This is a genomic window from Clostridium sp. 29_15 (genome assembly GCF_001916075.1).
Classification (GTDB): domain Bacteria; phylum Bacillota; class Clostridia; order Clostridiales; family Clostridiaceae; genus Clostridium; species Clostridium lentum.
Genome location: NZ_MNRT01000039.1, coordinates 21,078 through 44,002, shown reverse-complemented (window position 1 = coordinate 44,002; position 22,925 = coordinate 21,078). Strand labels below are relative to the sequence as shown.

Annotated in this window: 24 protein-coding genes; 14 read left to right on the top strand and 10 right to left on the bottom strand. The window is 27.7% G+C overall.

What is annotated here, in order from left to right:
- Positions 1-501 (bottom strand): gamma carbonic anhydrase family protein, encoded by a 501-nt coding sequence (locus BHW04_RS09525; protein ID WP_022211099.1) that lies wholly within the window; start codon positions 499-501, stop codon positions 1-3.
- 121 nt (positions 502-622) lie between these two features.
- Here BHW04_RS09525 and BHW04_RS09520 point away from each other — a divergent pair, with 121 nt between their 5' ends.
- A complete protein-coding gene (locus tag BHW04_RS09520) occupies positions 623-1,666 on the top strand; it encodes a CehA/McbA family metallohydrolase (protein WP_302623721.1) in 1,044 nt (347 codons plus the stop codon).
- Positions 1,667-1,690: 24 nt separating this feature from the next.
- Here BHW04_RS09520 and BHW04_RS09515 read toward each other — a convergent pair whose 3' ends face one another.
- Complete coding sequence (locus tag BHW04_RS09515) at positions 1,691-2,038, bottom strand: hypothetical protein (protein WP_302631017.1); 348 nt, start codon at positions 2,036-2,038, stop codon at positions 1,691-1,693.
- A gap of 203 nt (positions 2,039-2,241) precedes the next feature.
- On the opposite strand from BHW04_RS09515, the gene BHW04_RS09510 reads away from it, so the two are divergent.
- The 3 genes from BHW04_RS09510 (at position 2,242) to BHW04_RS12265 (ending at position 3,727) form a co-directional block, all read left to right on the top strand.
- Positions 2,242-2,709: an Lrp/AsnC ligand binding domain-containing protein gene (locus tag BHW04_RS09510; protein ID WP_022166651.1), complete on the top strand. Its 468-nt coding sequence runs from the start codon at positions 2,242-2,244 to the stop codon at positions 2,707-2,709.
- A 63-nt stretch (positions 2,710-2,772) separates the two neighbouring features.
- Complete coding sequence (locus tag BHW04_RS09505) at positions 2,773-2,973, top strand: DUF378 domain-containing protein (protein WP_022211096.1); 201 nt, start codon at positions 2,773-2,775, stop codon at positions 2,971-2,973.
- A gap of 91 nt (positions 2,974-3,064) precedes the next feature.
- The gene (locus BHW04_RS12265; RefSeq protein WP_022211095.1) at positions 3,065-3,727 is read left to right on the top strand and encodes a putative ABC transporter permease; all 663 of its coding nucleotides are present in this window, start codon (positions 3,065-3,067) and stop codon (positions 3,725-3,727) included.
- Positions 3,728-3,765: 38 nt separating this feature from the next.
- On the opposite strand, the gene BHW04_RS09500 is transcribed toward BHW04_RS12265, so the two are convergent.
- Both BHW04_RS09500 and BHW04_RS09495 read right to left on the bottom strand, forming a co-directional pair.
- Positions 3,766-5,514, bottom strand: a complete 1,749-nt coding sequence (locus BHW04_RS09500; RefSeq protein ID WP_302631018.1) for a phosphoenolpyruvate carboxykinase — start codon at positions 5,512-5,514, stop codon at positions 3,766-3,768.
- Between the two features lie 363 nt (positions 5,515-5,877).
- On the bottom strand, positions 5,878-6,594 hold the full coding sequence (locus BHW04_RS09495; RefSeq protein ID WP_302653273.1) for a lysophospholipid acyltransferase family protein: 717 nt from the start codon (positions 6,592-6,594) through the stop codon (positions 5,878-5,880).
- A gap of 114 nt (positions 6,595-6,708) precedes the next feature.
- Here BHW04_RS09495 and BHW04_RS09490 point away from each other — a divergent pair, with 114 nt between their 5' ends.
- Positions 6,709-7,578 carry a ComEC/Rec2 family competence protein gene (locus tag BHW04_RS09490; RefSeq protein WP_302631020.1) on the top strand — a complete coding sequence of 290 codons (870 nt, stop codon included), beginning with the start codon at positions 6,709-6,711 and terminating at the stop codon, positions 7,576-7,578.
- Positions 7,579-7,625: 47 nt separating this feature from the next.
- Here the strand turns inward: BHW04_RS09490 and BHW04_RS09485 are convergent, their stop codons facing one another.
- Positions 7,626-8,321 carry a ribonuclease H-like domain-containing protein gene (locus BHW04_RS09485; RefSeq protein ID WP_302631021.1) on the bottom strand — a complete coding sequence of 232 codons (696 nt, stop codon included), beginning with the start codon at positions 8,319-8,321 and terminating at the stop codon, positions 7,626-7,628.
- Between the two features lie 206 nt (positions 8,322-8,527).
- Here BHW04_RS09485 and BHW04_RS09480 point away from each other — a divergent pair, with 206 nt between their 5' ends.
- A complete protein-coding gene (locus BHW04_RS09480; RefSeq protein WP_022166644.1) occupies positions 8,528-8,749 on the top strand; it encodes a FeoA family protein in 222 nt (73 codons plus the stop codon).
- Between the two features lie 12 nt (positions 8,750-8,761).
- Entirely contained in the window at positions 8,762-10,660 is a 1,899-nt protein-coding gene (gene feoB / locus BHW04_RS09475; protein ID WP_302631022.1) for a ferrous iron transport protein B, read from the top strand.
- Positions 10,661-10,682: 22 nt separating this feature from the next.
- Here feoB and BHW04_RS09470 read toward each other — a convergent pair whose 3' ends face one another.
- The 4 genes from BHW04_RS09470 to BHW04_RS09455 form a co-directional block, all read right to left on the bottom strand.
- On the bottom strand, positions 10,683-11,798 hold the full coding sequence (locus tag BHW04_RS09470; protein WP_291660875.1) for an AI-2E family transporter: 1,116 nt from the start codon (positions 11,796-11,798) through the stop codon (positions 10,683-10,685).
- Positions 11,799-11,844: 46 nt separating this feature from the next.
- Positions 11,845-13,221, bottom strand: coding sequence for a hypothetical protein (locus BHW04_RS09465; RefSeq protein ID WP_302631023.1), 1,377 nt, complete (start codon positions 13,219-13,221; stop codon positions 11,845-11,847).
- Positions 13,222-13,292: 71 nt separating this feature from the next.
- Positions 13,293-13,928, bottom strand: a complete 636-nt coding sequence (locus tag BHW04_RS09460) for a site-2 protease family protein (protein ID WP_022211087.1) — start codon at positions 13,926-13,928, stop codon at positions 13,293-13,295.
- 125 nt (positions 13,929-14,053) lie between these two features.
- On the bottom strand, positions 14,054-15,352 hold the full coding sequence (locus BHW04_RS09455) for an LCP family protein (protein ID WP_370545590.1): 1,299 nt from the start codon (positions 15,350-15,352) through the stop codon (positions 14,054-14,056).
- A gap of 374 nt (positions 15,353-15,726) precedes the next feature.
- Between BHW04_RS09455 and rocF the strand changes: the two genes are divergently transcribed.
- Entirely contained in the window at positions 15,727-16,626 is a 900-nt protein-coding gene (rocF, locus tag BHW04_RS09450) for an arginase (protein WP_302699447.1), read from the top strand.
- Between the two features lie 99 nt (positions 16,627-16,725).
- Positions 16,726-17,358, top strand: a complete 633-nt coding sequence (locus BHW04_RS09445; RefSeq protein ID WP_022211084.1) for a 3'-5' exonuclease — start codon at positions 16,726-16,728, stop codon at positions 17,356-17,358.
- 86 nt (positions 17,359-17,444) lie between these two features.
- On the opposite strand, the gene pflA is transcribed toward BHW04_RS09445, so the two are convergent.
- On the bottom strand, positions 17,445-18,161 hold the full coding sequence (pflA, locus tag BHW04_RS09440; protein WP_022211083.1) for a pyruvate formate-lyase-activating protein: 717 nt from the start codon (positions 18,159-18,161) through the stop codon (positions 17,445-17,447).
- Between the two features lie 409 nt (positions 18,162-18,570).
- Between pflA and BHW04_RS09435 the strand changes: the two genes are divergently transcribed.
- Genes BHW04_RS09435 through BHW04_RS09415 form a run of 5 tightly spaced genes read left to right on the top strand, consistent with a single transcriptional unit; the run spans position 18,571 to position 22,916 of the window.
- Positions 18,571-19,110, top strand: a complete 540-nt coding sequence (locus tag BHW04_RS09435; protein WP_302631709.1) for a helix-turn-helix domain-containing protein — start codon at positions 18,571-18,573, stop codon at positions 19,108-19,110.
- Positions 19,111-19,168: 58 nt separating this feature from the next.
- Positions 19,169-20,212 (top strand): spermidine/putrescine ABC transporter ATP-binding protein, encoded by a 1,044-nt coding sequence (potA, locus tag BHW04_RS09430; RefSeq protein ID WP_022211081.1) that lies wholly within the window; start codon positions 19,169-19,171, stop codon positions 20,210-20,212.
- A gap of 1 nt (position 20,213) precedes the next feature.
- Positions 20,214-21,053: an ABC transporter permease gene (locus tag BHW04_RS09425; protein ID WP_302699446.1), complete on the top strand. Its 840-nt coding sequence runs from the start codon at positions 20,214-20,216 to the stop codon at positions 21,051-21,053.
- Positions 21,054-21,857, top strand: a complete 804-nt coding sequence (locus BHW04_RS09420; protein WP_302631024.1) for an ABC transporter permease — start codon at positions 21,054-21,056, stop codon at positions 21,855-21,857.
- Complete coding sequence (locus BHW04_RS09415) at positions 21,858-22,916, top strand: ABC transporter substrate-binding protein (protein ID WP_302632859.1); 1,059 nt, start codon at positions 21,858-21,860, stop codon at positions 22,914-22,916.
- Positions 22,917-22,925: the final 9 nt, after the last annotated feature.

Below are 22,925 nucleotides of genomic sequence, written 5' to 3'. Positions count from 1 at the left end.
TTACTTATATTTTTTACTTAAAGCAACATAATTGTCTGCTGACCTCTTAATGCTTTTAATTTCTTCTTCTGATAACTTCCTAACAGCCTTTGCAGGATTACCTAATATAAGTACCCCTTCTTCAAACTCTTTACCTTGAGTTACTAATGCACCAGCTCCAACAATTGAATTTTTTGAGATTTTAGCATTATTTAATATTATACTACCCATTCCAACTAAAACATTATTACTTATATTGCACCCATGAATAATAGCACTATGTCCTATAGTAACATTTTCACCTATAATTACAGGACTTTCTATATCAACATGCACTACAGCATTTTCTTGAATATTACTATTTGCTCCTATTACTATCTTGTTCATATCAGCTCTTAACCTGGCACCAAACCAAATACTTACGTTTTCTTCAACTTTAACATCACCTATAATATCTACTGATTCCGATACATATGCATTTTCATTTATACTAGGGGCTACGCCATTAAACTGCAATTTCATACTCCCAGTCACCTCTTGGATAAAATTATCACTTTATTTTATCACTCTTTGTTATTATTGTCATTATTTTAATAACTAGAATACTATATATAGAATAAATAACTTTTTGTGAGGAAAGTTTTTGAGCAAAAGCAGGCATCGAAATAATATCACTTTTGATCGAAATAAGATTAAATACTATTATGGTATTCCTCATTGCCATTGCAGTTATTCAACTGGAAAAGGAAATCCTCTTGAGATATATACTGCAGCTATTAAATGCGGATTGGATTTCTTATTCTTAACTGACCATAATGACTTTTTAATTACTAAAACAAAATATAAAGATGACCTTATGAGCAAATGGGAATTAAGTACCATAATTACTACTAAAGCTTATAAAAACTCCTCCAACTTTATTCCTATTCTAGGTTTTGAATGTAAAAGTGTTTATGGTGATTTAAATATAATAAATCCAAATTCTTTTTTTACAGGTACTGTATCTGATATCCGCTTACTAACCTTATGGATGCTAAATAATAACAACTCATTTATATCAATAAATCATCCTCATAAAAACATACTTAATCTTCAGTATAATGCTATTTTAAATAAGCTTATAACTTCCATTGAAGTTTGTAACGGAAATCCTGCTTCTAAATACACTAGGCATGATAAATATTACTTTGCTTTACTAGATAGAGGGTGGAAGCTCAGTGCTATAAATGGTCAAGACAACCACCGCATAAACTTTGCTGATTCAGAATACCTAACTGCCTATATAGGTAATGAATTATCCAGAAACTCCTTGATTGATGCATTTAGAAATCACCGTACCTATTCAACAGAATCTAAATTTTTAAAATTCCACTTCCTTTTAAATAACACATTCATGGGTGATACCTTATTTATTACTTCCAATAAATTAAAGTTTAGTATTTTTGTAGAGGATGTAAAATATAGAATACTGCATATACAAATCATCTCCAATAAAGGTACTATAATAAAGAGTATTGAAAATATTAACTTAAACTATATCCGCTATTTTTACGAGCATATTCATGAAAAAAATGAAACATGGTATGTAATTAGAGTGATGCAAGAAAACAATAAAATAGCCTTAAGCTCTCCTATATTTATTGAAGATTCACTAATTAAAAATAAAAATTGGACTACTGAAAATTAATCAGCAGTCCAATATTAAATATAATTATTTTGCATCTTTATTTAAATGCTTAACTCTATTAGGCTTAGCCTTAGGTCTAATAACTATTTCTTTATCTTTTTTCTTAGGTCCTCCAGTAGCTTGTATCTCTAAGAACCACATGAAAAAAGTAACTGTTAGTATAGTCATTATAACTACAACAATAATATTACTTCCCCAACTAACTATGCTTGGTAAGAACATTTGTACAACTAATAATATAATTGCAATTGCTAATGGAATAAATTTATTGATTCTAACTTTTGAAAAAACATATTTTCTCCCTAAAAATGACACTCCCAAAGTCAAAGCAAATAATAATATAAAATATAATATCCATTTTAAAAAATTCATCATTATATACTCCCTTCATAACAATATACTTATATATTATAAGGAAATGAATATATTTTCAACATAATTTTATATTCCATTTTTTGATAAATTGTTAAATATACAGCTCACTATTAAAAGATTTTATTTTTCACTTCATTTTTTATATATATTTTGATAAAATGTACTAAAGATATTATTAAATTACTAAAAGGGGTGTTATAATGGGTTTAAATCAAAACTATCAACTTGATGACTTAGATCTTCAAATTTTAGATATATTAATCAAAGACTGTAGAACTCCATACTTGGAAATTGCCAGAATGTGTCATGTTAGTGGTGGTACTATTCATGTAAGAATGAAAAAAATGGAGGAATTAAACATAATTAAAGGAAGTAGAATTCTTTTAAATCTTCCTAAGCTTGGTTATGATGTATGTTGTTTTGTAGGAATTTATATTGATAAGACTTCTTCTTATACAGAAGTTGTTAATGAAATGTCTAAAATCAACGAAGTTGTTGAGCTTCATTTAACAACTGGAGATTATACTGTGTTTGCTAAGGTTATATGTAAAAATATCTCTGATTTACAAGATATTCTTTTAAATAAAATAAATGTAATCCACGGTATACAAAGAACTGATACTATTATTTCACTAAATCAACCAATCGATAGAAACATTACAATTTAGAATACATAAAAACACTTCTTTATGTAAAAAATATATATAAACAAATATAAAGGAGTTGTTTTTATGAAAGTATTAGATACTATAGCTTTACTTTTAGTAATAATAGGTGCAGTAAACTGGGGCTTAATAGGCTTCTTTAGATTCGATTTAGTGGCAGCATTATTTGGCTCAATGACAATGTTCAGTAGAATTATATATGCCCTTGTTGGAATAAGTGGCTTATATGCAATTTCTTTCTTTGCAAAAAGTAAGGTAATTGATTAATTATAGAACTAATGATTAAAAAGTCTTACCAATATGTAGGACTTTTTTATGTTTTTTATGATTGATATAAATTTAAAAGGATTGATAATTAATGAAAATTTATAAATCCATAAATTCAAATCTTTACAAGATGATTATTTTATTTACTCTTTATTCTTTCTTAGGTTGGACATGTGAAGTCTTATATGCCTATTCAATTCATCATCACTTTGTTAACAGAGGATTCTTAACTGGTCCTTTTTGTACTATTTATGGATTCGGCTTCCTTATAATTTACTTACTACTTCATAAATTTAAAAATAATCTCTGCTCACTTTTTATTTTTTCAATTTTACTCACTTCTGCACTAGAGCTTATTACTGGTTGGGCTTTAGATACTTTCTTTCATACACGATACTGGAATTACACTTCTTATCCTTTAAATATAAAAGGATATATATGTCTCTACTTTTCTCTGATTTGGGGTATTAGCTCCCTTATACTTATTAAAATATTAAATCCAGCACTTTCTTTTCTTATATCTTTGCTACCATCTAATAAACTAGGTTCCATTTGCTTTTTGATTTTATTTTATTTCATTGGTGATCTTATTATGAGCTCATATAAATTAACATTTGTAAGAATACCTTTGCAGAATATTTATTGGTTTTCCAGTTGTTTAGTTTCTCTCAACATACATCAATATAATTTTTATAAAGAACTAATAAAAGACAATCTTTATTTGCAATTATTAATTTCATTTAATAAAATATGAACATAAGATATTGGCTGAAAAAGCCAATATCTTATGTTTTATTTAATAGATTTAATAATATCAAATAGTTCTAATGCTGCATCTTTAGGACCATTTTTTTCTTGTCCCCTTACTCCTAAACAAGTTTTAATTTGCCCAACTTTAACACCAGCACTATATAATGTCTCAAAGTATTTATCAATTAATATATCTGTTTCCTTTTGTTTTTGCACTGGTCCAAATGGATTAGCAAAATAACTTTCAACTAAGCCTTTTTCTGTGGTTGTTCCCTTTGCCATTCTTGCACCGGATTTAAACACCTTAATTGCTGCTTCAACATTTTCAAAGTAATCTATATGCTTTTCATTTTCTTTTACTTCAGTATAATTATTAGCATATAGGAATAAGTCTACTTTATATCCTTTTATTATTTCACTATATGGAGCTACTGGCATAACAAGCCTTGCATTAATTTTATCTGGGTTCATAAATATACTTCTATCTAATTCTTTAAATGCATATCCTTGATCTAAATCATCTAATCTTACAAAAGCACCTATTTCTGTTCCATAACCATAAATATTGCCATCTTTCTCCTTAAATATACCCATGTCATCAAAAATAGTTATCATACCACTTATTTGATTTTCACCAAGTGCTCTTAATGCTTCTAAGCTTTCTGATTTACCTGCACCACTATCTCCCATTATTACAACATTAGCATGCTTACCATTCTTCATTTCAATATTTACCATGGCACCATGTATTGGTAGATATCCTCTTTTTATCATTATTAAATTATGCAGTGTTAATAGCATCTTTTTCATATAACCAAAATAATCTATTTCATCTGAATAATTTACATAACCAAGCATTATATTATTATCTTTGTCATCATAAAATACTGTTTTTAATTCTTCATCCTCATCAGTTGCCCCAAAGACATATATCATATCTGGTTTTCTACCTCTACATTCTTCTACTTTTGCCATTTCAAAAAGATTACAAAGAGTAACTCCGTGCTCCATAAAATCTCTATGGAAATACACATAAGCCAAAAGTTCTCCAACTTTAGCAGGATAACAAAACCAATGCTCTTTAGTTATATGTGCGTATTCTAATGGATTATGTTTTATTTCTTTAAATATACCATTTCTTGTATTTTTCTTTGGATATGTTATGAATGGAGCTTCTAATAATATAGAATCTATAAAACTTATATCCTCTAATATTTCATAACAATTAGGTACTGGCCATAAAAGAGAGTTAATCATAAGACTGCAGTTACCTCCTGCTGGTATCTGTCTAAATACTTTAGGAGAGACTCCTAAAATATTTTCTTCTATTCTTCTATATAATCTTAAAATAAGCTTAGCAAATTCAGAGTTAGCTTCAGTAAAATTCATTGCTGCAATACCTTGTCTTACTTTATCTGTATGAATAATTGTATATCTTTCTAATCTTCTCCAAAATAAATATAAATCTTCTATTACCTTAATAAACTCTTGATTATCTTCAAATATAGCTCTGTAATTACTTTCAATTTCTATTATTTCATTGGCATCCATTATGGTAAGCCATTTAAATAATTTAAGTAGTTCTCTTTTTATAAAATGTCTATCCTTACTTCCTAAAGAATCAGTTAAAAATCTATATGAAAGCGTAACATTTTTTTCTGATTTTTTTAAATATACATCTAAAACCCTTCTAAATCCTTCACTTTCTAAAACAGACTCAAAATTAGTACAATATTTTGCTGAAAAATTCAATAAAACTTTATCATTACTAATAGAAAATTCTTTTTTCATTTTTGTCCCCTCCATTTATACTTTTACACCAATTTGTACCACAAATATACTTGTCTCTCTCCTACATTATATCACTATTTTGCAATAAATAAAATATTTTTATTCACTATTTTAACACACTTTTATTTTTACTTAATTTTTTACGTATATTTTTTTATATTTTTAATATTTTATATGTATTTTTTTAATTTATTTTAATTTTTTACTTATTATTTTCACTAAATTTTTGTATTTTTGTGATGTGAAACCAAATATTATATAGTAATGAAATATTTAACTATTTTTTTTGCAATTTTTAATTTAACATTATTGCATAATAAAAAGAATTCTTGATAAAACAATGGATCAAATTGAGTTAATATTTCAATTTGATCCATAATCTTTTATATTCAAAACTATTTCACTCCTAATATTTGCAGCTAAATTAGCTAATTCATCTTTAGATAGCATTGAAGTATCTATAGCTTTACCAAATACAACCCTCACTTTACAAGGTTTAAATCTTCTTTCATCTTCAAACCCTTTGCTAGCTCCTTCAATAGTTACAGGAACTATTAATGCCTCAGCTCTTGTGGCTAATTTAAGACTCCCTCTTTTAAATTCACCTACCTGTCCCATTTTACCTCTAGTACCCTCTGGGAAGATAACCATAGAAAACCCTTCTTTTATATTTTTTACACCTTCGCTAATAGATTTAACAGCCTCTCTGGCATTGCTTCTATCTAATGGAACACAATGAGCCTTTTCTAACCAATATCCCAGTACAGGTACCTTTAACATTTCTTTTTTCGCTATAAACCCTAAAGGCTTTCCAATAGTTCTAAAAAGTATTGGAATATCCAATATACTTGTATGATTACTTATAAATACACAAGGTTCTGTAGGAATATTTTCTTTTCCTTCAACTTCAATTTCTATTCCTATGGTTTTAATTGTGTAATCAGACCATTTCATGGTTATATCTTCTACAAACTTTTCTGCTGTTTCATCTCCTTTATATCTTTTTAAATAAGAATATTTAATTCCTTTAATTCTTACTACAATCATATATATTATGTACATTATTCCTTTAAAAAACATATTACTTTTAATTCTCCTTGCTTTGTCATATATAACTATAAGTCTAACTTTTTTTATTTTTTAGCGAATATTATTTCATATTCATGTCAAAACTCTTAACCATGGAGGTGAATTATGAAGAAGACGCACTTTAAAACTTTTACTACCATTTTAATATTAATTCTTACCTTACTGTGTTCTCAGCAATTCACCTCATTATATAATAAAACTAATTCAAATAGCAATTACCTTTCAGTTCATTTTATCGATGTAGGGCAAGGTGACTGTATCCTTATTAACGTTAATGATTATAATTTACTAATAGATTCCGGACCATCTACCGCTAGAAATGATTTGCTGAACTATCTAGATAAACTAGATATTTTTAAGCTTGACTACGTAATAGCCACTCACCCTCACGAGGATCATATAGGAAACATGGATGCCCTAATACGCAAATACCATATTGGTAAATTTCTTGCACCTAAAGCAACTGCTTCAACCATAACCTTTGAAAATATGGTTACTGCTTTAAACGATAAAAATTTAAAAATTTCCGTTATATCTACTGGTTCTAACTCTATTAATTTAGGAACAGGAACCTCTATTACATTTTACACTTTACCAAATATAAATATAAATGATGAATTAAATCTTTATTCACCAATAATAAAATTTACATATAAAAATATTTCATTTTTATTTACCGGTGATGCAGAATTAGAAAATGAAAAATTTTTAACTGATAATAAAATAAATATCAAATCTGATATACTAAAAATTGGTCATCACGGTTCAAGTTCCTCTACCTCTGAAGTTTTTTTAAACTCAGTAAATCCTAAAGTCGCTATTATATCTGTGGGCTCTAAGAATAAGTATGGTCATCCTGCTTATTCAACATTAAATCTCTTAAAAAATCATCATATAAAAATTTACAGAACAGACCTCTTAGGAAGCATAATTATAAAATCTGATGGTTCATCTTTTTCAATATCTTATCAATAAAAAAAATGAAAGATTTATTCTTAAAAAGAATCTATCTTTCATTTTTTTTATTGACTTTCCTCTTCATCTTCTTTTTGCTCATCATCACTTAAAAATTCTTCTTTCATATATCTTCCCCATAGAGTAAGAATTTTAAATAAGTTTACTACATCTTGCTCATTATATAGCAAGATAGTATCAATTTTTTCTTTAGGCATTCTTTCAATATATTCATCATCTTTTAAAACTTTATGAAAAGTTTTAGCTAAATTTGATCCACTTATTACTTCGCCTTCTCTAAATATCTCAAAAATCTTTTCTAAGTTCTTAAGCCCTATAGAAGTCTTTTTATTTTTCTCATATTCCTTTTGAATATCGATAGATTTAAATTCCCCTTCAATATTAAAATTTATATTGTATTTCTTGAATAAATAATTAATAACAGTATAATCATTATTTCCAGAAAAGGTCACAATAGACTTCTTACCTATTTCCCTCATCTTTAAAAAATACTTCTTTGCTAATACTAATATATCTACTACTTCGCCTTTATTTTCAATCATATATTGGGTAACATAAAGTTTTTTGTCTATATTATTATATATACAAGCACCAAAAACACCTATACATTTAGGCTTTTTATATACATAATGTTCTAAATCAAAAAATATCAATTCCTCTGGCTTACACTTTTCCCCATTAACTTCTAGCATATCAATCTCATCATAGCCTTCAACTTCAATGACATTTTCTCGAATAATCACAATATCACTCTTTCTCTACATAATTTTATCGCCTGTATAAATCATTTCTACACTTATAAAATATATTATATCACACAAAATTATTTTGTTATAGATATATGTAATTTTTAGATAACAAGTACACCTCATTGACCTTTTATAAAGATTTTGATATTATATTGACATAACTAATCAGACGATAATGATTTTCAATTCGAGGTGATTTTATGAGTTTATGTGATTTGAAATTAGGTGAAAAAGGTAAAATTCATAGCATTAAAGGAGACTTAAAGTTAGCAAAAAGACTTTCTGCTTTAGGATTAGTAGAAGGTACGGAAGTAGAACTAAAACGCGTTGCTCCTCTTGGTGACCCCTTGGTAATAAATATACGTGGCTTTGATTTAGCCATAAGAAAAAAAGATGCAAAGAATATTTTTTTAATTAAATAGGCGGTGAATTATATGAAAACTGTTGCATTACTTGGTAATCCTAATGTTGGTAAGACCACTTTATTTAACTTGTTAACAGGTTCTAATCAAAAAGTGGGAAATTGGTCTGGTGTAACCATTGATAAAAAGGAAGGATTTTTTGATGATATCAAAATTGTGGACTTGCCTGGTATATACGCTATGGATACTTATTCTAACGAAGAAATTGTATCTAAGAACTTTTTACTAAATGAAGATGTAGATATAATATTAAATATTGTAGATGCATCCAACATAGATAGAAATCTATACCTTACAACTCAGTTAAAACAATTTAATAAACCAATAGTATTAGCAGTAAATATGATTGATGTAGCTGAAAAGAAAGGTATTTTTATTGATTTCAATATACTATCTTCTCTATTAGATGTTACTATAGTACCAATTCAAGCTTCTAAGGGCTTAGGTATTAGTGAAATCAAAGCTACTTTGAAAAATTTAGAAGCTTTAAAATGTACAAATAAAATAAATAGTTTTTCATCTGAAAAAGAAACCTATAAATACATAGAGACAATTTTGTCAAAGTCTCAAAAAAACATCAAACCAAAGACTTCTAAAAGAAATGATAAGCTAGATAGCCTACTTCTTAACCCATGGCTTGCTTATCCTATATTCTTTATGATTTTAGCATTGATGTTCCAAGCAACATTTTCTTGGATTGGACAACCTCTTTCAGATTTATTAGGAGTATTAGTTGATGATTATTTCACTCCTTTTGTAGCAAATTCTATTTCTAGTTTTAACCCATGGTTTCAATCATTAATTCTAGATGGTATTATTGCTGGTGTAGGAGGAATAATAGTATTACTACCTATAATACTTTCTCTTTTTACATGCATAACAATCCTTGAAGATAGTGGATATATGGCTAGAGTAGCTTTCTTAATGGACAAGATTATGAGAAAAATTGGTTTATCTGGCAAAGCATTTATTCCTATGATCATGGGATTTGGCTGTTCTGTACCAGCTATAATGAATGCAAGAACATTGGAAAGTGAAAAAGATAGAAAGTTAACAGCATTGCTTGTTCCTTTAATGAGTTGTAATGCAAGACTTCCTGTTTACAGTATTTTTGCTTTAGTATTTTTCCCAAAACATATTGGAATAGTAGTTGCTTCATTATATTTCTTAGGTATAATAATGGCCTTTGTAATAGGTCTTATATTTAATAAGACTATATTTAAAAATGATGAAGAGCCATTTTTAATAGAATTGCCTGAATATAAAGCACCATCATTTAAAAATCTTTCTAATCAATTATTAGAAAAAACTAAAAGCTTTTTAACTAAAGCAGGTACACTGATATTTGCTATGAGCATAGTATTATGGTTTTTATCAAACTTTAATATCCATGGATTATGTGATGTAAATGACAGTATATTAGCTTCAATAGGTAGCTTTATTGCACCTATATTCAAACCTCTTGGTTTTGGAAACTGGCAATCTTCTGTTTCATTATTAACAGGACTATTAGCTAAAGAATCTGTTGTAGCCTCAATGTCAGTAATCTTCTCTGGAGATTTATATGCTGTGCTTCCGCTACACTTTACGGCACTTTCAGCATTTTCATTTATGGTTTTTGTACTTTTATATACACCATGTATTTCAGTTATTGGAACTATGAAAAAAGAATTTGGCAATAAAATGTGTGCTTTTTCTGTTATATATCAAGTATTATTAGCATGGATAGCATCATTTGCTGTATATAATATAGGATCACTAATTATTTACAATAAATCTTATATTGAAATATTTATAACAGCTTTATTATTAATTTCAGCTATCTTTATATTATATAGATCTTCAAAAAATAATTCATGCAAAAACTGCAAAGGTTCTTGTGATAGTTGTAATATTAAATTAGAAAAATAGAAGGCAGATTAATTTCTGCCTTCTATTTTTCTGCTTTTTTCTTAGATAGTTTTTTTCCAACTATTCTTTTATAATAAATATTTATTACTGCTGCTGTAGGTGAGCCTAAAAGCATCCCTGCCACTCCAAAGAATCCTCCACCAATAACCACAGCATATATAATCCAAAAAGGTCTTACACCAACTTTATTACCTACTAATTTAGGATCTAGATACCATCCATCAAACATCTGTAAAGAAAATAGCACCACAAACACTATAACTGCTTTTATAGGTGAAACAAATAAATTAATTAAAAATCCCACTATTTCTCCCACAAAAGGACCAAAGTAAGGAATCATATTAGTACATCCTACAATAATTGATAAAAGTACAGCATATTCAGAATTAACGATAGATAGTAATATAAATGCCATTATGCCTATTATCAATGAATCTAAAGCCTTTATACCTATATAAGCTCCTATCATATCATTATAAATTTTCATAAATTCAATAATTTTTTCCGTTTTTTCTTTTTTAATAAAAAGTTCTAAAAATTTCTTACTTGCTGCAATTAAACGATTTTTATCTATTAAAACATATATGGATACTATAAATCCTAAAATAACTTTTACTATTTGGGAAGATACACTAAATATTCCACTTAATGAGCTTTCTAATAAATTAACAGCTATTGTGCCAACCTTACTAATATATGTTTCCAAATTTGCTACAACTCCAGTAGTGCTTGCAAAATCCTTTAACATAGGATTATTTGTTATTTTATCAATAAAACTTCGTACTGACTCCATATAACTATCTGCATTAGAAGCTATATCCTTTATGGAATCAATTAAAGATGGTATACCATAAATACATAAAACAAATATTATTCCTAAAAATACTGCATATGTTAGTGCAATAGAAATTCCATTACTTAACTTTAATCTTCTTTCAAAAATCCTAACAACAGGACTTAAAATATACGCAATTACAATTCCATAAACAAAAGGCATTGATAATGATACAAACTCCTTAAAAAAATAAGTTATTCCTGGACCTAATATATCAAATGCTTTATAAATAATTATGCAAAATGTAAATGTTATCAAAACAGCTATTATTACATCTTTATATTTATTATCTTTTAAAAACAATCATTTCACTCCTTTATTACATAATTTGATTATACCAAAAAATTTATTAAGATACAGTTAACTTTTGTATCTTATTTATTAACATATCATTGCTGACCCCTAGCAACTTAAAAGCCTTTTTTGTAACATTACAAATCGCTATTAATAAATAAATCTTTTCATCATCTATTTTTTCTTCACGTATTATTGATATTTGCTCTGCAACTCTATCTATTAATTTTATTATTTGTGCACTACTATAATTCTTTCTACTAGTTTTAATAGCTTGTATATACTCCTCTATTAAATTTATTAACTCTAATTTATCTTTTAAGTGGTAATAATCATAATTTATAGCTGACTCTTTTCCTTGCATATTATTAAACTTTTCATTAAGATAACATTCCATAATTTTAATTTTTAAATAGCTATTATCTTTAATGCTAAATGATTCATAGTAATCAAAAATAACATCACTACCTATATCTTTTTTAAAAAATTTAAAAATCAAATTTTCAATAACTATCCTCTCAATATCTACTTCTTTAATATTTATTTCATTTTTATCCAAAGCAAGAACCACTTCTTCTCTAGACCTCTTTAATAATAATTTTATAATATGATTTTCATTCCTTATATATTTTTTTATATTTTCATTTAATTTAATAAATCCTAAGGATACACTTTCTAGCTTTTCTGCTATTTCATAATCTACCTTTTTCATAATAGAATATATTTGATTGTATCTGGTATGTTCATATTTATTTCTAATTATTATTATCTTAGTAGTATTTTTATCATATGCTCTATGTAACGGATAAGCTAAATCTTCTATGGTCAAATTATAATCTTTATCTCTAATTATTAAAGGTGGAAGATTAAATTCTTTAAGCTCTACTATTTCTTCATGATTAAATTTCTTTATTAATCCTTTATTTCTAATATTTTCTAAAATATAATTAGTACTAAATAATTTTTTCTCCCTATGGATTGGATTATATAATTCACAATTATACCCCTGCTCTCTATATAGCCCTTCAATAAATTTATTTATTATTAATTTATATAGATCATTTAATTCTGTTACTATAGATAAACTTTTCATTTTATTTATAATCAATATTTTTTCATTGCTATGTATACTTTTATCCTCAACCTTAAATTGCGAAAAAAAACTTTCTAACATCCTATCTTTTTTTATATATAAATTTACATAAGGCCCTATTACTTCAAAGCTTTCTATTCCATTTTCCTTTAAAATATATGATATTTTTTTTGCAATAATTAAAGGACTTTCTTTAAAATTCTTTTTTAACATATAGCACAGCACACTGTAATCTCCATACTCTTTTGAAGTATTTCTTCGTATAGATTTTTTTATTATGTCTCTATTAACATCAAATTCTTTTTCAATAATGCCTACTATAATATTTATCTCATCCATAAACTTCTCCCTAAACATATCTATATTTAAAAATTAATTATAAGACAAAAGAAGTGGCAAAGCCACTTCTTTTAAAGTATAATTCTCACAATACTATAAAATAAATTAATTATAAAACTAACAGGATAGTAAAGAATGCTTGATCCCACAAAAACTACAAACATTAAGATTAAAAATTGATATTCATATATCTTATCTGCCATTTTATAAAAATGTTTAGGTGCTAAATCTCTAAATATCTCAAATCCAGCCAATCCTGGAAGCGGTAGTAAATTAAATACAAATAAACTTACATTTACACTTACAACAGCATAAACCATGCTTAATATTACAGTTCCAGCTGCACCACTTAACACCGTTCCCATGAATCTTATTAAGAATACATATATAAACATTCCAATAAATGCTGCAATTAAATTTCCTATAGGTGCAGCAATAGATACTTTTATTGCATCTTTATATCCTCTTTTGTAAGCCCTTGGATTTGTTTCTAGAGGCTTTGTCCACCCAAAACGAAATAACAAAATCATGATAAACCCTACAATGTCAATATGGGCTATTGGATTTAAAGTCAATCTTCCTTGAAATCTAGGTGTCTTATCACCTAACTTATCAGCTACAAAAGCTTTAGCATATCCCTGTACTGTAAAAGCAATTAATACTGCTGGTACAGATATAATCAAATTAAATAAATCAAAATTTCTCATCTTTTCACCTCTTTTGCATAATTTGCTTATTATTATATCATAATTTTTTCAAATAATATAAATTTAATAATAAGTTTATAATTTTACATATTTAAAAGAACCGCAACATTGCAGTTCTTTTAAATTTAATTTCCATTTAAATTATCATTTATCCCTTGCTGCACTCCTTCACTTGGAGTTTCAGTTTCTTCAGTTCCAGAATTACTATCTCCAGTTCCTTCAGATGGTTCTTTAGGTACTTCTGGGACAGGTGTACTTGGTATATTTTCTCCAGAATCTTCATTTGGTGGAACTTGTCCACTATTATCACCTGCTTCTTCTTCAGGTGCAGAAATTGGTTCATTCGGTACATAATTTGGTTCTTGCGGTGCTTCCATATAATTATTACCTCTTTTGACTTCACCATCTTGTGCTTCAATATAATCATTTGGATTTATATCGTACATTTTATTATAAACTGATTCTTGATTTGCATATTTTTGAAGTTCTGTTTTTAATGAATCATAATTAAATTCTTCTTCATTTGGATATTTATTTTCATATATAAAGTTATATAATATACTTGCATTTTGTAGTCTATCCATCAAGAATACAGAACCTAACTCCTTATAGTTTCTTGTTTCAGATAAAGCAACTAATGGGATTTGTAATTGTTCCACATCAAGACTTGGGAGCTTATATATTGTATATGCCATATTTAAAGCTTCCAACGGATCAATATTTGTCTTGATATATTCAAGCATAGTATTCATTATTCCCAAATATTTACTTGGCTTGGTATTTTGTAATTTTTCTATCACTTTAAATATTACTTCTCTTTGACGGTCAGTTCTCTCATATTCATCCCCAACGTTATATCTAATTCTCGCATACGATAAAGCTTGTTTACCATTTAAAGTCTGTATACCAGCCTTTTCAACAGGACAATCATTTCCACCAGTTGATTCACCTATATATTTATTAAGCTCTTCTAATTGATAATCTTTTACATCAACCTCTATTCCACCTATGTAATCAACAATAGTTTCAAATCCCCAAAAATTAATTATTATATATTTATCTATACTTACATTATATGTTTCCTTAACAGTTTTCATTAAAAGCTCTGGCCCACCAAGCATATATGCTGCATTAAGTTTAGCTTCTCCATGTCCTGGTATATCTACTAAAGTATCTCTAAATAACGATGTTAATTTAACTTTTTTATTATTATTATCCAATGTTGCAATTATCATAGAGTCTGATCTACAAGGTTCATCTAAATCTCTTGCATCTACTCCTATTAATAAAACATTTGTAATTCCTTCAACTTCTTTGAATTCTGAATCATTGTTAGAAATTGATGGTTCTTTTTTTACATAAATTTTATTTTTTATATGCTTATAAAATCCTAATACAGTTCCTATTAAAATAACTAAAACCATTACTAAAGATAAGACTACCTTTTTTGTCGTTGACCAGTTCTTTTTCTTTCTGCTCATTTTTCCGCCTCCTTTTCTTATAATATTATATAACTAATCTAAAATATATTACAATAATAATATAATATATTTTAAGTAAATTCATATTATCTTTGTATATAATATGGTATTTTGTAAAATTGCCACTTTTAAATTTATCATATTTTGTGTATTTTTTACTTTTTAAAACATAATATTCCTTTATACCTTAATATATACTATCATTTTTTTATTGTTTTAGGACAAAATATTAATAATCTATTATAAATTATTACATCTACTTAACTTTATTAATGTAATATATCATTAATAAGGTAATTATGATTGGAGGTCTTTCTATGAATATAAGCATTATTGGTATGCCTCTTTTTTATGGCTGTGATAAACCCGGTGTTGAGCAAGGACCAAAAATACTTAGAGAAAATAATGTTATAGATATATTTGCAAAAAAACATAATGTTATTGATTTAGGCGATATAAGCGTACCTTTCCTAGATGCTAAGAAAAAATTTTTGATTAATCCTAAAATGAAATATTTAAATGAAGTTATTGAATGTAACACCTCTTTAGCTGAACTAGTATATCTTGCTCTTAATAATGGTACTATACCTTTTATCTTAGGTGGAGATCATTCACTTGCTTTAGGTTCTTTAGCAGGCACTAGTAAATACTTTAATGATGATTTGGCTGTAATATGGATAGATGCCCATGGCGATTTAAATACTCACGAAACCTCACCTAGTGGTAATATTCATGGAATGCCTTTAGCAGCTTCCATAGGCCTTGGATATAAATCTCTAACATCTATTCTATTTAATAAAAAAAAAGTAAATCCAAAAAATATTTTTTTATTAGGTTGTAGAGATTTAGATAGTGGCGAAATTAAATTAATAAATAATTTAGAAATAAATATGTGGACAATTGAAGATATTAAAAATAAAGGAGCTGAAGCCACCATTGAAGAACTACTAAGAAAAATCAATAACAACCATTTAACTAATATACATCTTTCTTATGACATTGACTGCCTAGACCCTTCTTATGTTCCTGGTACTGGAACCCCAGTAAATAATGGATTAACATTTGAAGAAAGCCAAATACTTCTTCATGGAATATTTGGTACAAGCCATGTAAAATGTATTGATTTTGTTGAATATAACCCTACTTTGGATAAAGATAACAAAACTAAAGAAACCTGTATACAGCTTATTAACTTAATATCTCAAGAACTTCATTGAAACTCCATATTTATGGAGTTTTTTTAATAATAAGTAATTTGTTAATTAAAGCACATTATGATATTATAAAATCATAATTAAATACATTTGGAGGAAAAAATGAAATTACTTTTTTTTGATACTGAAACCACAAGCGTAAAACCTGGCCATATATGTCAGTTAAGTTATATTACAGTAGATACAACTACTAAACCTCAAAGAACTATTGGCAAAAACTTCTTTTTTACTGTAGATGAAATGGATCCAGGTGCTGAAGAAGTTCACGGATTTTCTCTTGAAAAATTATATGAGCTTTCTGAAGGAATGGAATTTTTAGATCAACTACAAGATTTTATGAAAGACTTCTTTGATGCTGATTTTGTTATTGGACACAATGTTCAATTTGATATTAAATTCTTAAAACATGAACTAAACTCTCTTTATGAAGTGGGTATGATTGATGAGACATGGGAACCTAAAAACTCATTTTGTACTATGACATATTATAAAAACATTTGCAATATTCCTGCTCCAAGAGGGAATGGCATTAAGAATCCTAAACTTTCAGAAGTTATTGATTTCTTAAATATATCTCAAGATAAAATAGCTACCAAAGCTAATGAACTATTCCAAGGAAGTGGAAACTACCATGATGCAAGATTTGATACTGCTGCTACTTATTTATTAGTTATAGAAGGTATAAAGCAAAAATATATCAAACCTGGCTTTTTCTCAGAACAATTAAAGAAATAGCATCCTAATATTAATGGGATGCTATTTCTTTAACTAACATTTAAATCCTTTATTAATACTTAAACATAGTAAAAATAAATCTATTTTTATAATTCTAAGAATTTATAAAGTGCCTTACAAGCTTCCTTATCCATCGCTTCTAATCCTTCAAGTCTATACTTAATACCTAAAGTCTCATACTTATTTACACCAAGTAAGTGATATGGAAGCAATTCAACCTTTTCAACATTATCCAGTGTCTTAATAAACTTTCCTAGCTCTCTTATGTATTCTTCACTATCAGTTTTTCCTGGAACTACTACTTGTCTTATCCACATTTTAGTACCCATCTTCTTACATGCTTCTAAGAACTTTTGTGTTTCATCTATTTCTATTCCAGTCATATCCTTATAACCTTCTCTAGTTAAATGCTTCACATCATATAAAACTAAATCAGTATATTTTAATATTTCTTCATAATCTCCAAATCCTACTCCTGAAGTATCTAAAGTAGTATGGATTCCTGCTTCCTTACATAGCTTTAATGTTTCCTTAAGGAATTCAGGTTGCTTTAATGGATCTCCTCCTGAAAAAGTAACTCCACCACCTGATTTCTCGAAGTAACTTCTAAATCTAGATATCTTATTTACTAATTCTTCAGGTGTAAAATCTAACGCATCTTTATTTCCATCTAAAGTCCAAGTATCTGGGTTATGACAATAAAGACACCTTAGTGTACAACCTTGCATAAATACTACAACTCTTATACCAGGCCCATCTACTAGCCCCATACTTTCCACTGAATGAATTTTTCCTTTAATCATCTGCCATCCTCCCACAAGTCATACTAATATGAATTATAAATATTGCTAACAAACCATAACCTGCTAACAATAAATTACTTTATTATTAATCTGATATTACAATCCACAAATATATAATATCACATTACATTAATTCATGGAATGTTCTGCTGCTAAATTCTAATTGTTGATCTTTTTGTTAATCTTATAAAACTAAATGTTCTTTTATTTTCTCTAATATTTTATTTAACATTTTTAACAATATATGTGATAAAATAAAAAGGATTGGCACTTCAAAGCATTTTTTTCCTTAAAAATATTGATTTTTTTTACTAATATATATATAATATGCTTTGTTTGTTTAGTAATTTTAAACCCTCAGTTTAGTAATAGTTCTACAAATTGAGATTTATCCTGGGAGGTGAATAGTTTGAAAATCGGTGATAAAATCAAAAGAATGCGTATTGAAAAAGGTCTCACTCAGGAAGAGCTTGCCAATAGATGTGAATTATCTAAAGGATTCATTTCACAGCTTGAAAATGATTTAACATCTCCTTCTATTGCAACCTTAATAGATATATTAGAGATACTTGGTACAAATTTAAAAGAATTTTTTAGCGATGATAGAGATGAAAAAATTACATATACTTATGAAGATATGTTTGAAACAGAAAATGAGGAATTAAAGTATTCCCTTATGTGGCTTGTGCCTAATGCACAGAAAAACATGATGGAACCAATTATGATTACATTACAACCTGGAGGACAATATCTAGAAGAAGATCCTCATGAAGGAGAAGAATTTGGATTTGTACTTTCTGGTAATATAACGCTACATCTTGGTGATACTAAGCATAAGATAAAAAAAGGCCAAAGCTTCTATTTTAAACCTAAGGCCAACCACTATATTTCAAACAATGGAAAAACTGTAGCGAAAGTTATTTGGATTAGTACTCCTCCATCATTTTAATTAATATAAATATTAGTAATAAATTATAATTTTTAATATACAGAAAGAGGTGTTTATATTGAGTCAAAATATAATTGAGATAAAAAATGTGTCTAAAACATACGGTGATAATACTGTTTTAAATAACTTATCTCTTAATATAAGGAAAAATGAATTTCTTACTTTATTAGGTCCAAGCGGCTGTGGTAAAACAACAACTCTAAAAATATTAGCAGGCTTTGAAAATAGCGACATCGGTAAAGTTTTATTTAACGATGAAGACATTTCAGCTTTACCTCCATATAAGAGACAATTAAATACTGTATTCCAAAAATATGCCCTATTTCCTCATATGAATGTATATGAAAATATAGCTTTTGGATTAAAAATTAAGAAAGTATCAAAAAATGAAATAGATAAAAAAGTTAGTGAAATGCTAAAGCTTGTTGCTCTTGAAGGTTTTGAGAAAAGATCTATAGATTCTCTAAGTGGTGGACAACAACAAAGAGTTGCTATTGCTAGAGCTTTAGTTAATGAACCTAAGGTATTACTACTTGATGAACCTCTTGGTGCTTTAGATTTAAAACTTAGAAAAGAAATGCAAAGTGAGCTTAAAAGAATTCAACAAAGACTTGGAATAACATTTATCTTTGTTACTCATGACCAAGAAGAAGCACTGACAATGTCAGATACTATTGTTGTTATGAATAAGGGAATAATTCAACAAATGGGCTCTCCAGAAGATATTTATAACGAACCTGCCAATGCTTTTGTTGCTGATTTTATTGGTGAAAGTAATATAGTTGATGGAATAATGCTTGAAGATTTAAAAGTTGAATTCTGTAATCATGTATTCACATGTGTTGATAAAGGATTTAATTCCAATGAAGTAGTGGACGTTGTAATAAGACCTGAAGATATAGAAATTATCTCACCTGAAAAAGGAATGATTACTGGTAAAGTAAATTCCGTTAAATTTAAAGGCGTTCATTATGAGATAGAAGTAATTGAAAATGAACATAAGTGGATTGTACATAATATAAAAAATGCAGAAATCGGAGCTATGGTGGGATTAAATATTTCTCCAGAGTCTATTCATATCATGAGAAAGGTAATGATGTAAAATGAAGAAGAATAATGGTTCAAGTACTCTTCCTGCTTCACCTTATATAGTATGGAGCACATTATTTATTGTAATTCCACTTATTATAATTGTTTTCTTCAGCTTCACACAAGAAACAGCTTCTGGCTATTCTTTTACTTTAGAAAACTTTAAAAGAGTATTAAATTCACAGTATGTTTCTGTATTTAGAAGAAGTCTAGTGTTAGCTTTTCAATCTACAGTGCTATGTCTTATACTTGGATACCCTGTAGCATATTTCATCTCAAAAATGAAATCTAATAGAAGAAATATATTAATCATGTTATTTATTGTTCCAATGTGGATGAATTTTCTACTTAGAACATATGCATGGCTTCCTATACTAGGAAAAAACGGTGTAATAAATAACTTTTTATCTGCCATTGGCTTAAATACTATAAATATACTTTATACTGATGCAGCTGTGCTTTTAGGAATGGTTTATAACTTTTTGCCTTTTATGATACTGCCTATATATACAGTGCTGATAAAAATGGATAACAGTCTTATTGATGCTGCTGCAGATTTAGGTGCAAATAAAAGACAAATATTTACTAGAATCATATTTCCATTAAGCATGCCTGGAGTTATTACAGGAATAACAATGGTATTTATGCCTGCTGTTTCTACATTTGTTATTTCAAGACTTCTTGGTGGTGGACAGTACATGCTGTTAGGGAACTTAATAGAAACCCAATTTACAACCATGGGAGATTGGAATTTTGGTTCAGCACTAGCTATCTTTATGATGATTATAATTTTAATTTCTATGGCTATAATGAATAAATTTGAAGGTACTGAAAGTATGGAAGGAGGAAAATAAATGTTAAATAAAATATCTAGTTTTATCAAAAAGTTTTATCTATTAATAATCTTTATATTTCTATATACTCCTATAGTAACATTAATGGTTTTCTCCTTCAACGACTCTAAATCTATGGGGCAATGGAAAGGTTTTACTTTAAGATGGTATCAGGAGCTTATGCAAAATGATAGAATTCTTCTTGCCCTTAAAACAACATTGATAATTGCCGTAATTGCTTCAGTTGTTGCTACTATCATTGGAACTTTTGCTGCTATAGGAATACATAAAATGAGGGGATTTAAAAAGAAAGCATTGCTTAATATCAATTACCTTCCTGTGTTAAATCCTGATATTGTTACTGGTATTTCACTTATGAGCTTATTTATATTTGTAACTCCTTATTTAAATATTGAATTTGGTTTTACTACTATGCTAATAGCTCATATTACTTTTAATATTCCTTATGTTGTATTATCAATACTACCAAAATTAAAGCAAATGCCAACTAACATAGAAGAAGCTGCTTTAGATTTAGGTGCAACTCCTTTGTATACTCTTAGAAAGATAGTACTTCCACAAATAAAGCCAGGAATTTTTGCTGGTATGCTTATGGCCTTTACAATGTCTATTGATGACTTTGTAATAAGCTTCTTCACCACAGGTCCTGGTGTTACTAACCTTTCTATTGAGATTTACTCAATGGCTAGAAAAGGAATAAATCCATCAATTAACGCATTATCTACATTAATGTTTATAATAGTGCTTATACTATTATTAATAGTAAATAGAAAAGATTTTAGTACGAAAGGTGTTGAAAAGTAAATGAAAATAAAAAAATCTATTGCTTGTGTTTCAGCTGTATTATTAGCATCTTCTGCTTTTGTAGGATGCTCTGGAAGCTCTGCTGGAGAAAATGGAACTATTAACGTATTTAACTGTGGTGATTATATTGATCCTTCATTAATTAACCAATTCGAAAAAGAAACAGGTATCAAAGTAAATTATGATACTTATGATACAAATGAAATAATGTATCAAAAAGTTAAAACTAATCCTGGAACATATGATATAGTTGTTCCTTCTGATTATATGATTGAAAAAATGATTGCAGAAGATATGGTAGAAAATATAGATTTTTCAAATATTCCTAACTATAAATATATTGGTGAAGATTATAAGAACCTTTCTTACGATCCTAATAATGAATATTCTGTACCATATATGTGGGGAACTATTGGTATAATTTATGATCCTTCAGTTGTTACTGAACCTGTAACAAGTTGGAATATTCTATGGGATAAACAATATAAAGATAATGTTTATATGTTCAATTCAATTAGAGATACAATGGCTATTGGTTTAATTAAAACTGGTTCATCTATCAACTCAACTGATGCATCAGAAATTGAAGCTGCTAAAAATGCTTTAATAGCACAAAGAGATGCAACTAATCCAGTATATGTTGTTGATGAAGTTAAAGATAACATGATAGCTGGAGAAAAAGCATTAGCTACAGTATGGTCTGGTGATGCAATTTATATCATGAATGAAAATCCTAATTTAAAATATGCTATCCCCGAAGAAGGTTCTAATAAATGGTTTGATGCTTTAGTAATACCAAAAGGTGCTCCAAATAAATCAGGTGCAGAAGCTTTCATAAACTTCCTATGTGATCCTGATAATGCATTAAAAAATGTTGAATATATTGAATACTCAACACCAAATACAGCTGCTTTTGAGATGTTAGATGAAGAAACAAAAAATAATCCTGCTGCTTACCCTTCTGAAGAAACTTTAGCAAGATGTACAATATTTACTAACTTAAATTCAGAAACATTAAAACTATATGAATCAGCATTTACTGATGTACTTTCAAATTAAGGAAATTTA

What these genes read in the sequence shown, in the direction of transcription:
- BHW04_RS09525 (WP_022211099.1), bottom strand. Translation starts at nt 501, where the DNA reads ATGAAATTGCAGTTTAATGGCGTAGCCCCTAGTATAAATGAAAATGCA.
- BHW04_RS09515 (WP_302631017.1), bottom strand. Translation starts at nt 2,038, where the DNA reads ATGAATTTTTTAAAATGGATATTATATTTTATATTATTATTTGCTTTG.
- BHW04_RS09510 (WP_022166651.1), top strand. Translation starts at nt 2,242, where the DNA reads ATGGGTTTAAATCAAAACTATCAACTTGATGACTTAGATCTTCAAATT.
- BHW04_RS09505 (WP_022211096.1), top strand. Translation starts at nt 2,773, where the DNA reads ATGAAAGTATTAGATACTATAGCTTTACTTTTAGTAATAATAGGTGCA.
- BHW04_RS12265 (WP_022211095.1), top strand. Translation starts at nt 3,065, where the DNA reads ATGAAAATTTATAAATCCATAAATTCAAATCTTTACAAGATGATTATT.
- BHW04_RS09500 (WP_302631018.1), bottom strand. Translation starts at nt 5,514, where the DNA reads ATGAAAAAAGAATTTTCTATTAGTAATGATAAAGTTTTATTGAATTTT.
- BHW04_RS09495 (WP_302653273.1), bottom strand. Translation starts at nt 6,594, where the DNA reads ATGTTTTTTAAAGGAATAATGTACATAATATATATGATTGTAGTAAGA.
- BHW04_RS09490 (WP_302631020.1), top strand. Translation starts at nt 6,709, where the DNA reads ATGAAGAAGACGCACTTTAAAACTTTTACTACCATTTTAATATTAATT.
- BHW04_RS09480 (WP_022166644.1), top strand. Translation starts at nt 8,528, where the DNA reads ATGAGTTTATGTGATTTGAAATTAGGTGAAAAAGGTAAAATTCATAGC.
- feoB (WP_302631022.1), top strand. Translation starts at nt 8,762, where the DNA reads ATGAAAACTGTTGCATTACTTGGTAATCCTAATGTTGGTAAGACCACT.
- BHW04_RS09465 (WP_302631023.1), bottom strand. Translation starts at nt 13,221, where the DNA reads ATGGATGAGATAAATATTATAGTAGGCATTATTGAAAAAGAATTTGAT.
- BHW04_RS09460 (WP_022211087.1), bottom strand. Translation starts at nt 13,928, where the DNA reads ATGAGAAATTTTGATTTATTTAATTTGATTATATCTGTACCAGCAGTA.
- BHW04_RS09455 (WP_370545590.1), bottom strand. Translation starts at nt 15,352, where the DNA reads ATGGTTTTAGTTATTTTAATAGGAACTGTATTAGGATTTTATAAGCAT.
- rocF (WP_302699447.1), top strand. Translation starts at nt 15,727, where the DNA reads ATGAATATAAGCATTATTGGTATGCCTCTTTTTTATGGCTGTGATAAA.
- BHW04_RS09445 (WP_022211084.1), top strand. Translation starts at nt 16,726, where the DNA reads ATGAAATTACTTTTTTTTGATACTGAAACCACAAGCGTAAAACCTGGC.
- pflA (WP_022211083.1), bottom strand. Translation starts at nt 18,161, where the DNA reads ATGATTAAAGGAAAAATTCATTCAGTGGAAAGTATGGGGCTAGTAGAT.
- BHW04_RS09425 (WP_302699446.1), top strand. Translation starts at nt 20,214, where the DNA reads ATGAAGAAGAATAATGGTTCAAGTACTCTTCCTGCTTCACCTTATATA.
- BHW04_RS09420 (WP_302631024.1), top strand. Translation starts at nt 21,054, where the DNA reads ATGTTAAATAAAATATCTAGTTTTATCAAAAAGTTTTATCTATTAATA.
- BHW04_RS09415 (WP_302632859.1), top strand. Translation starts at nt 21,858, where the DNA reads ATGAAAATAAAAAAATCTATTGCTTGTGTTTCAGCTGTATTATTAGCA.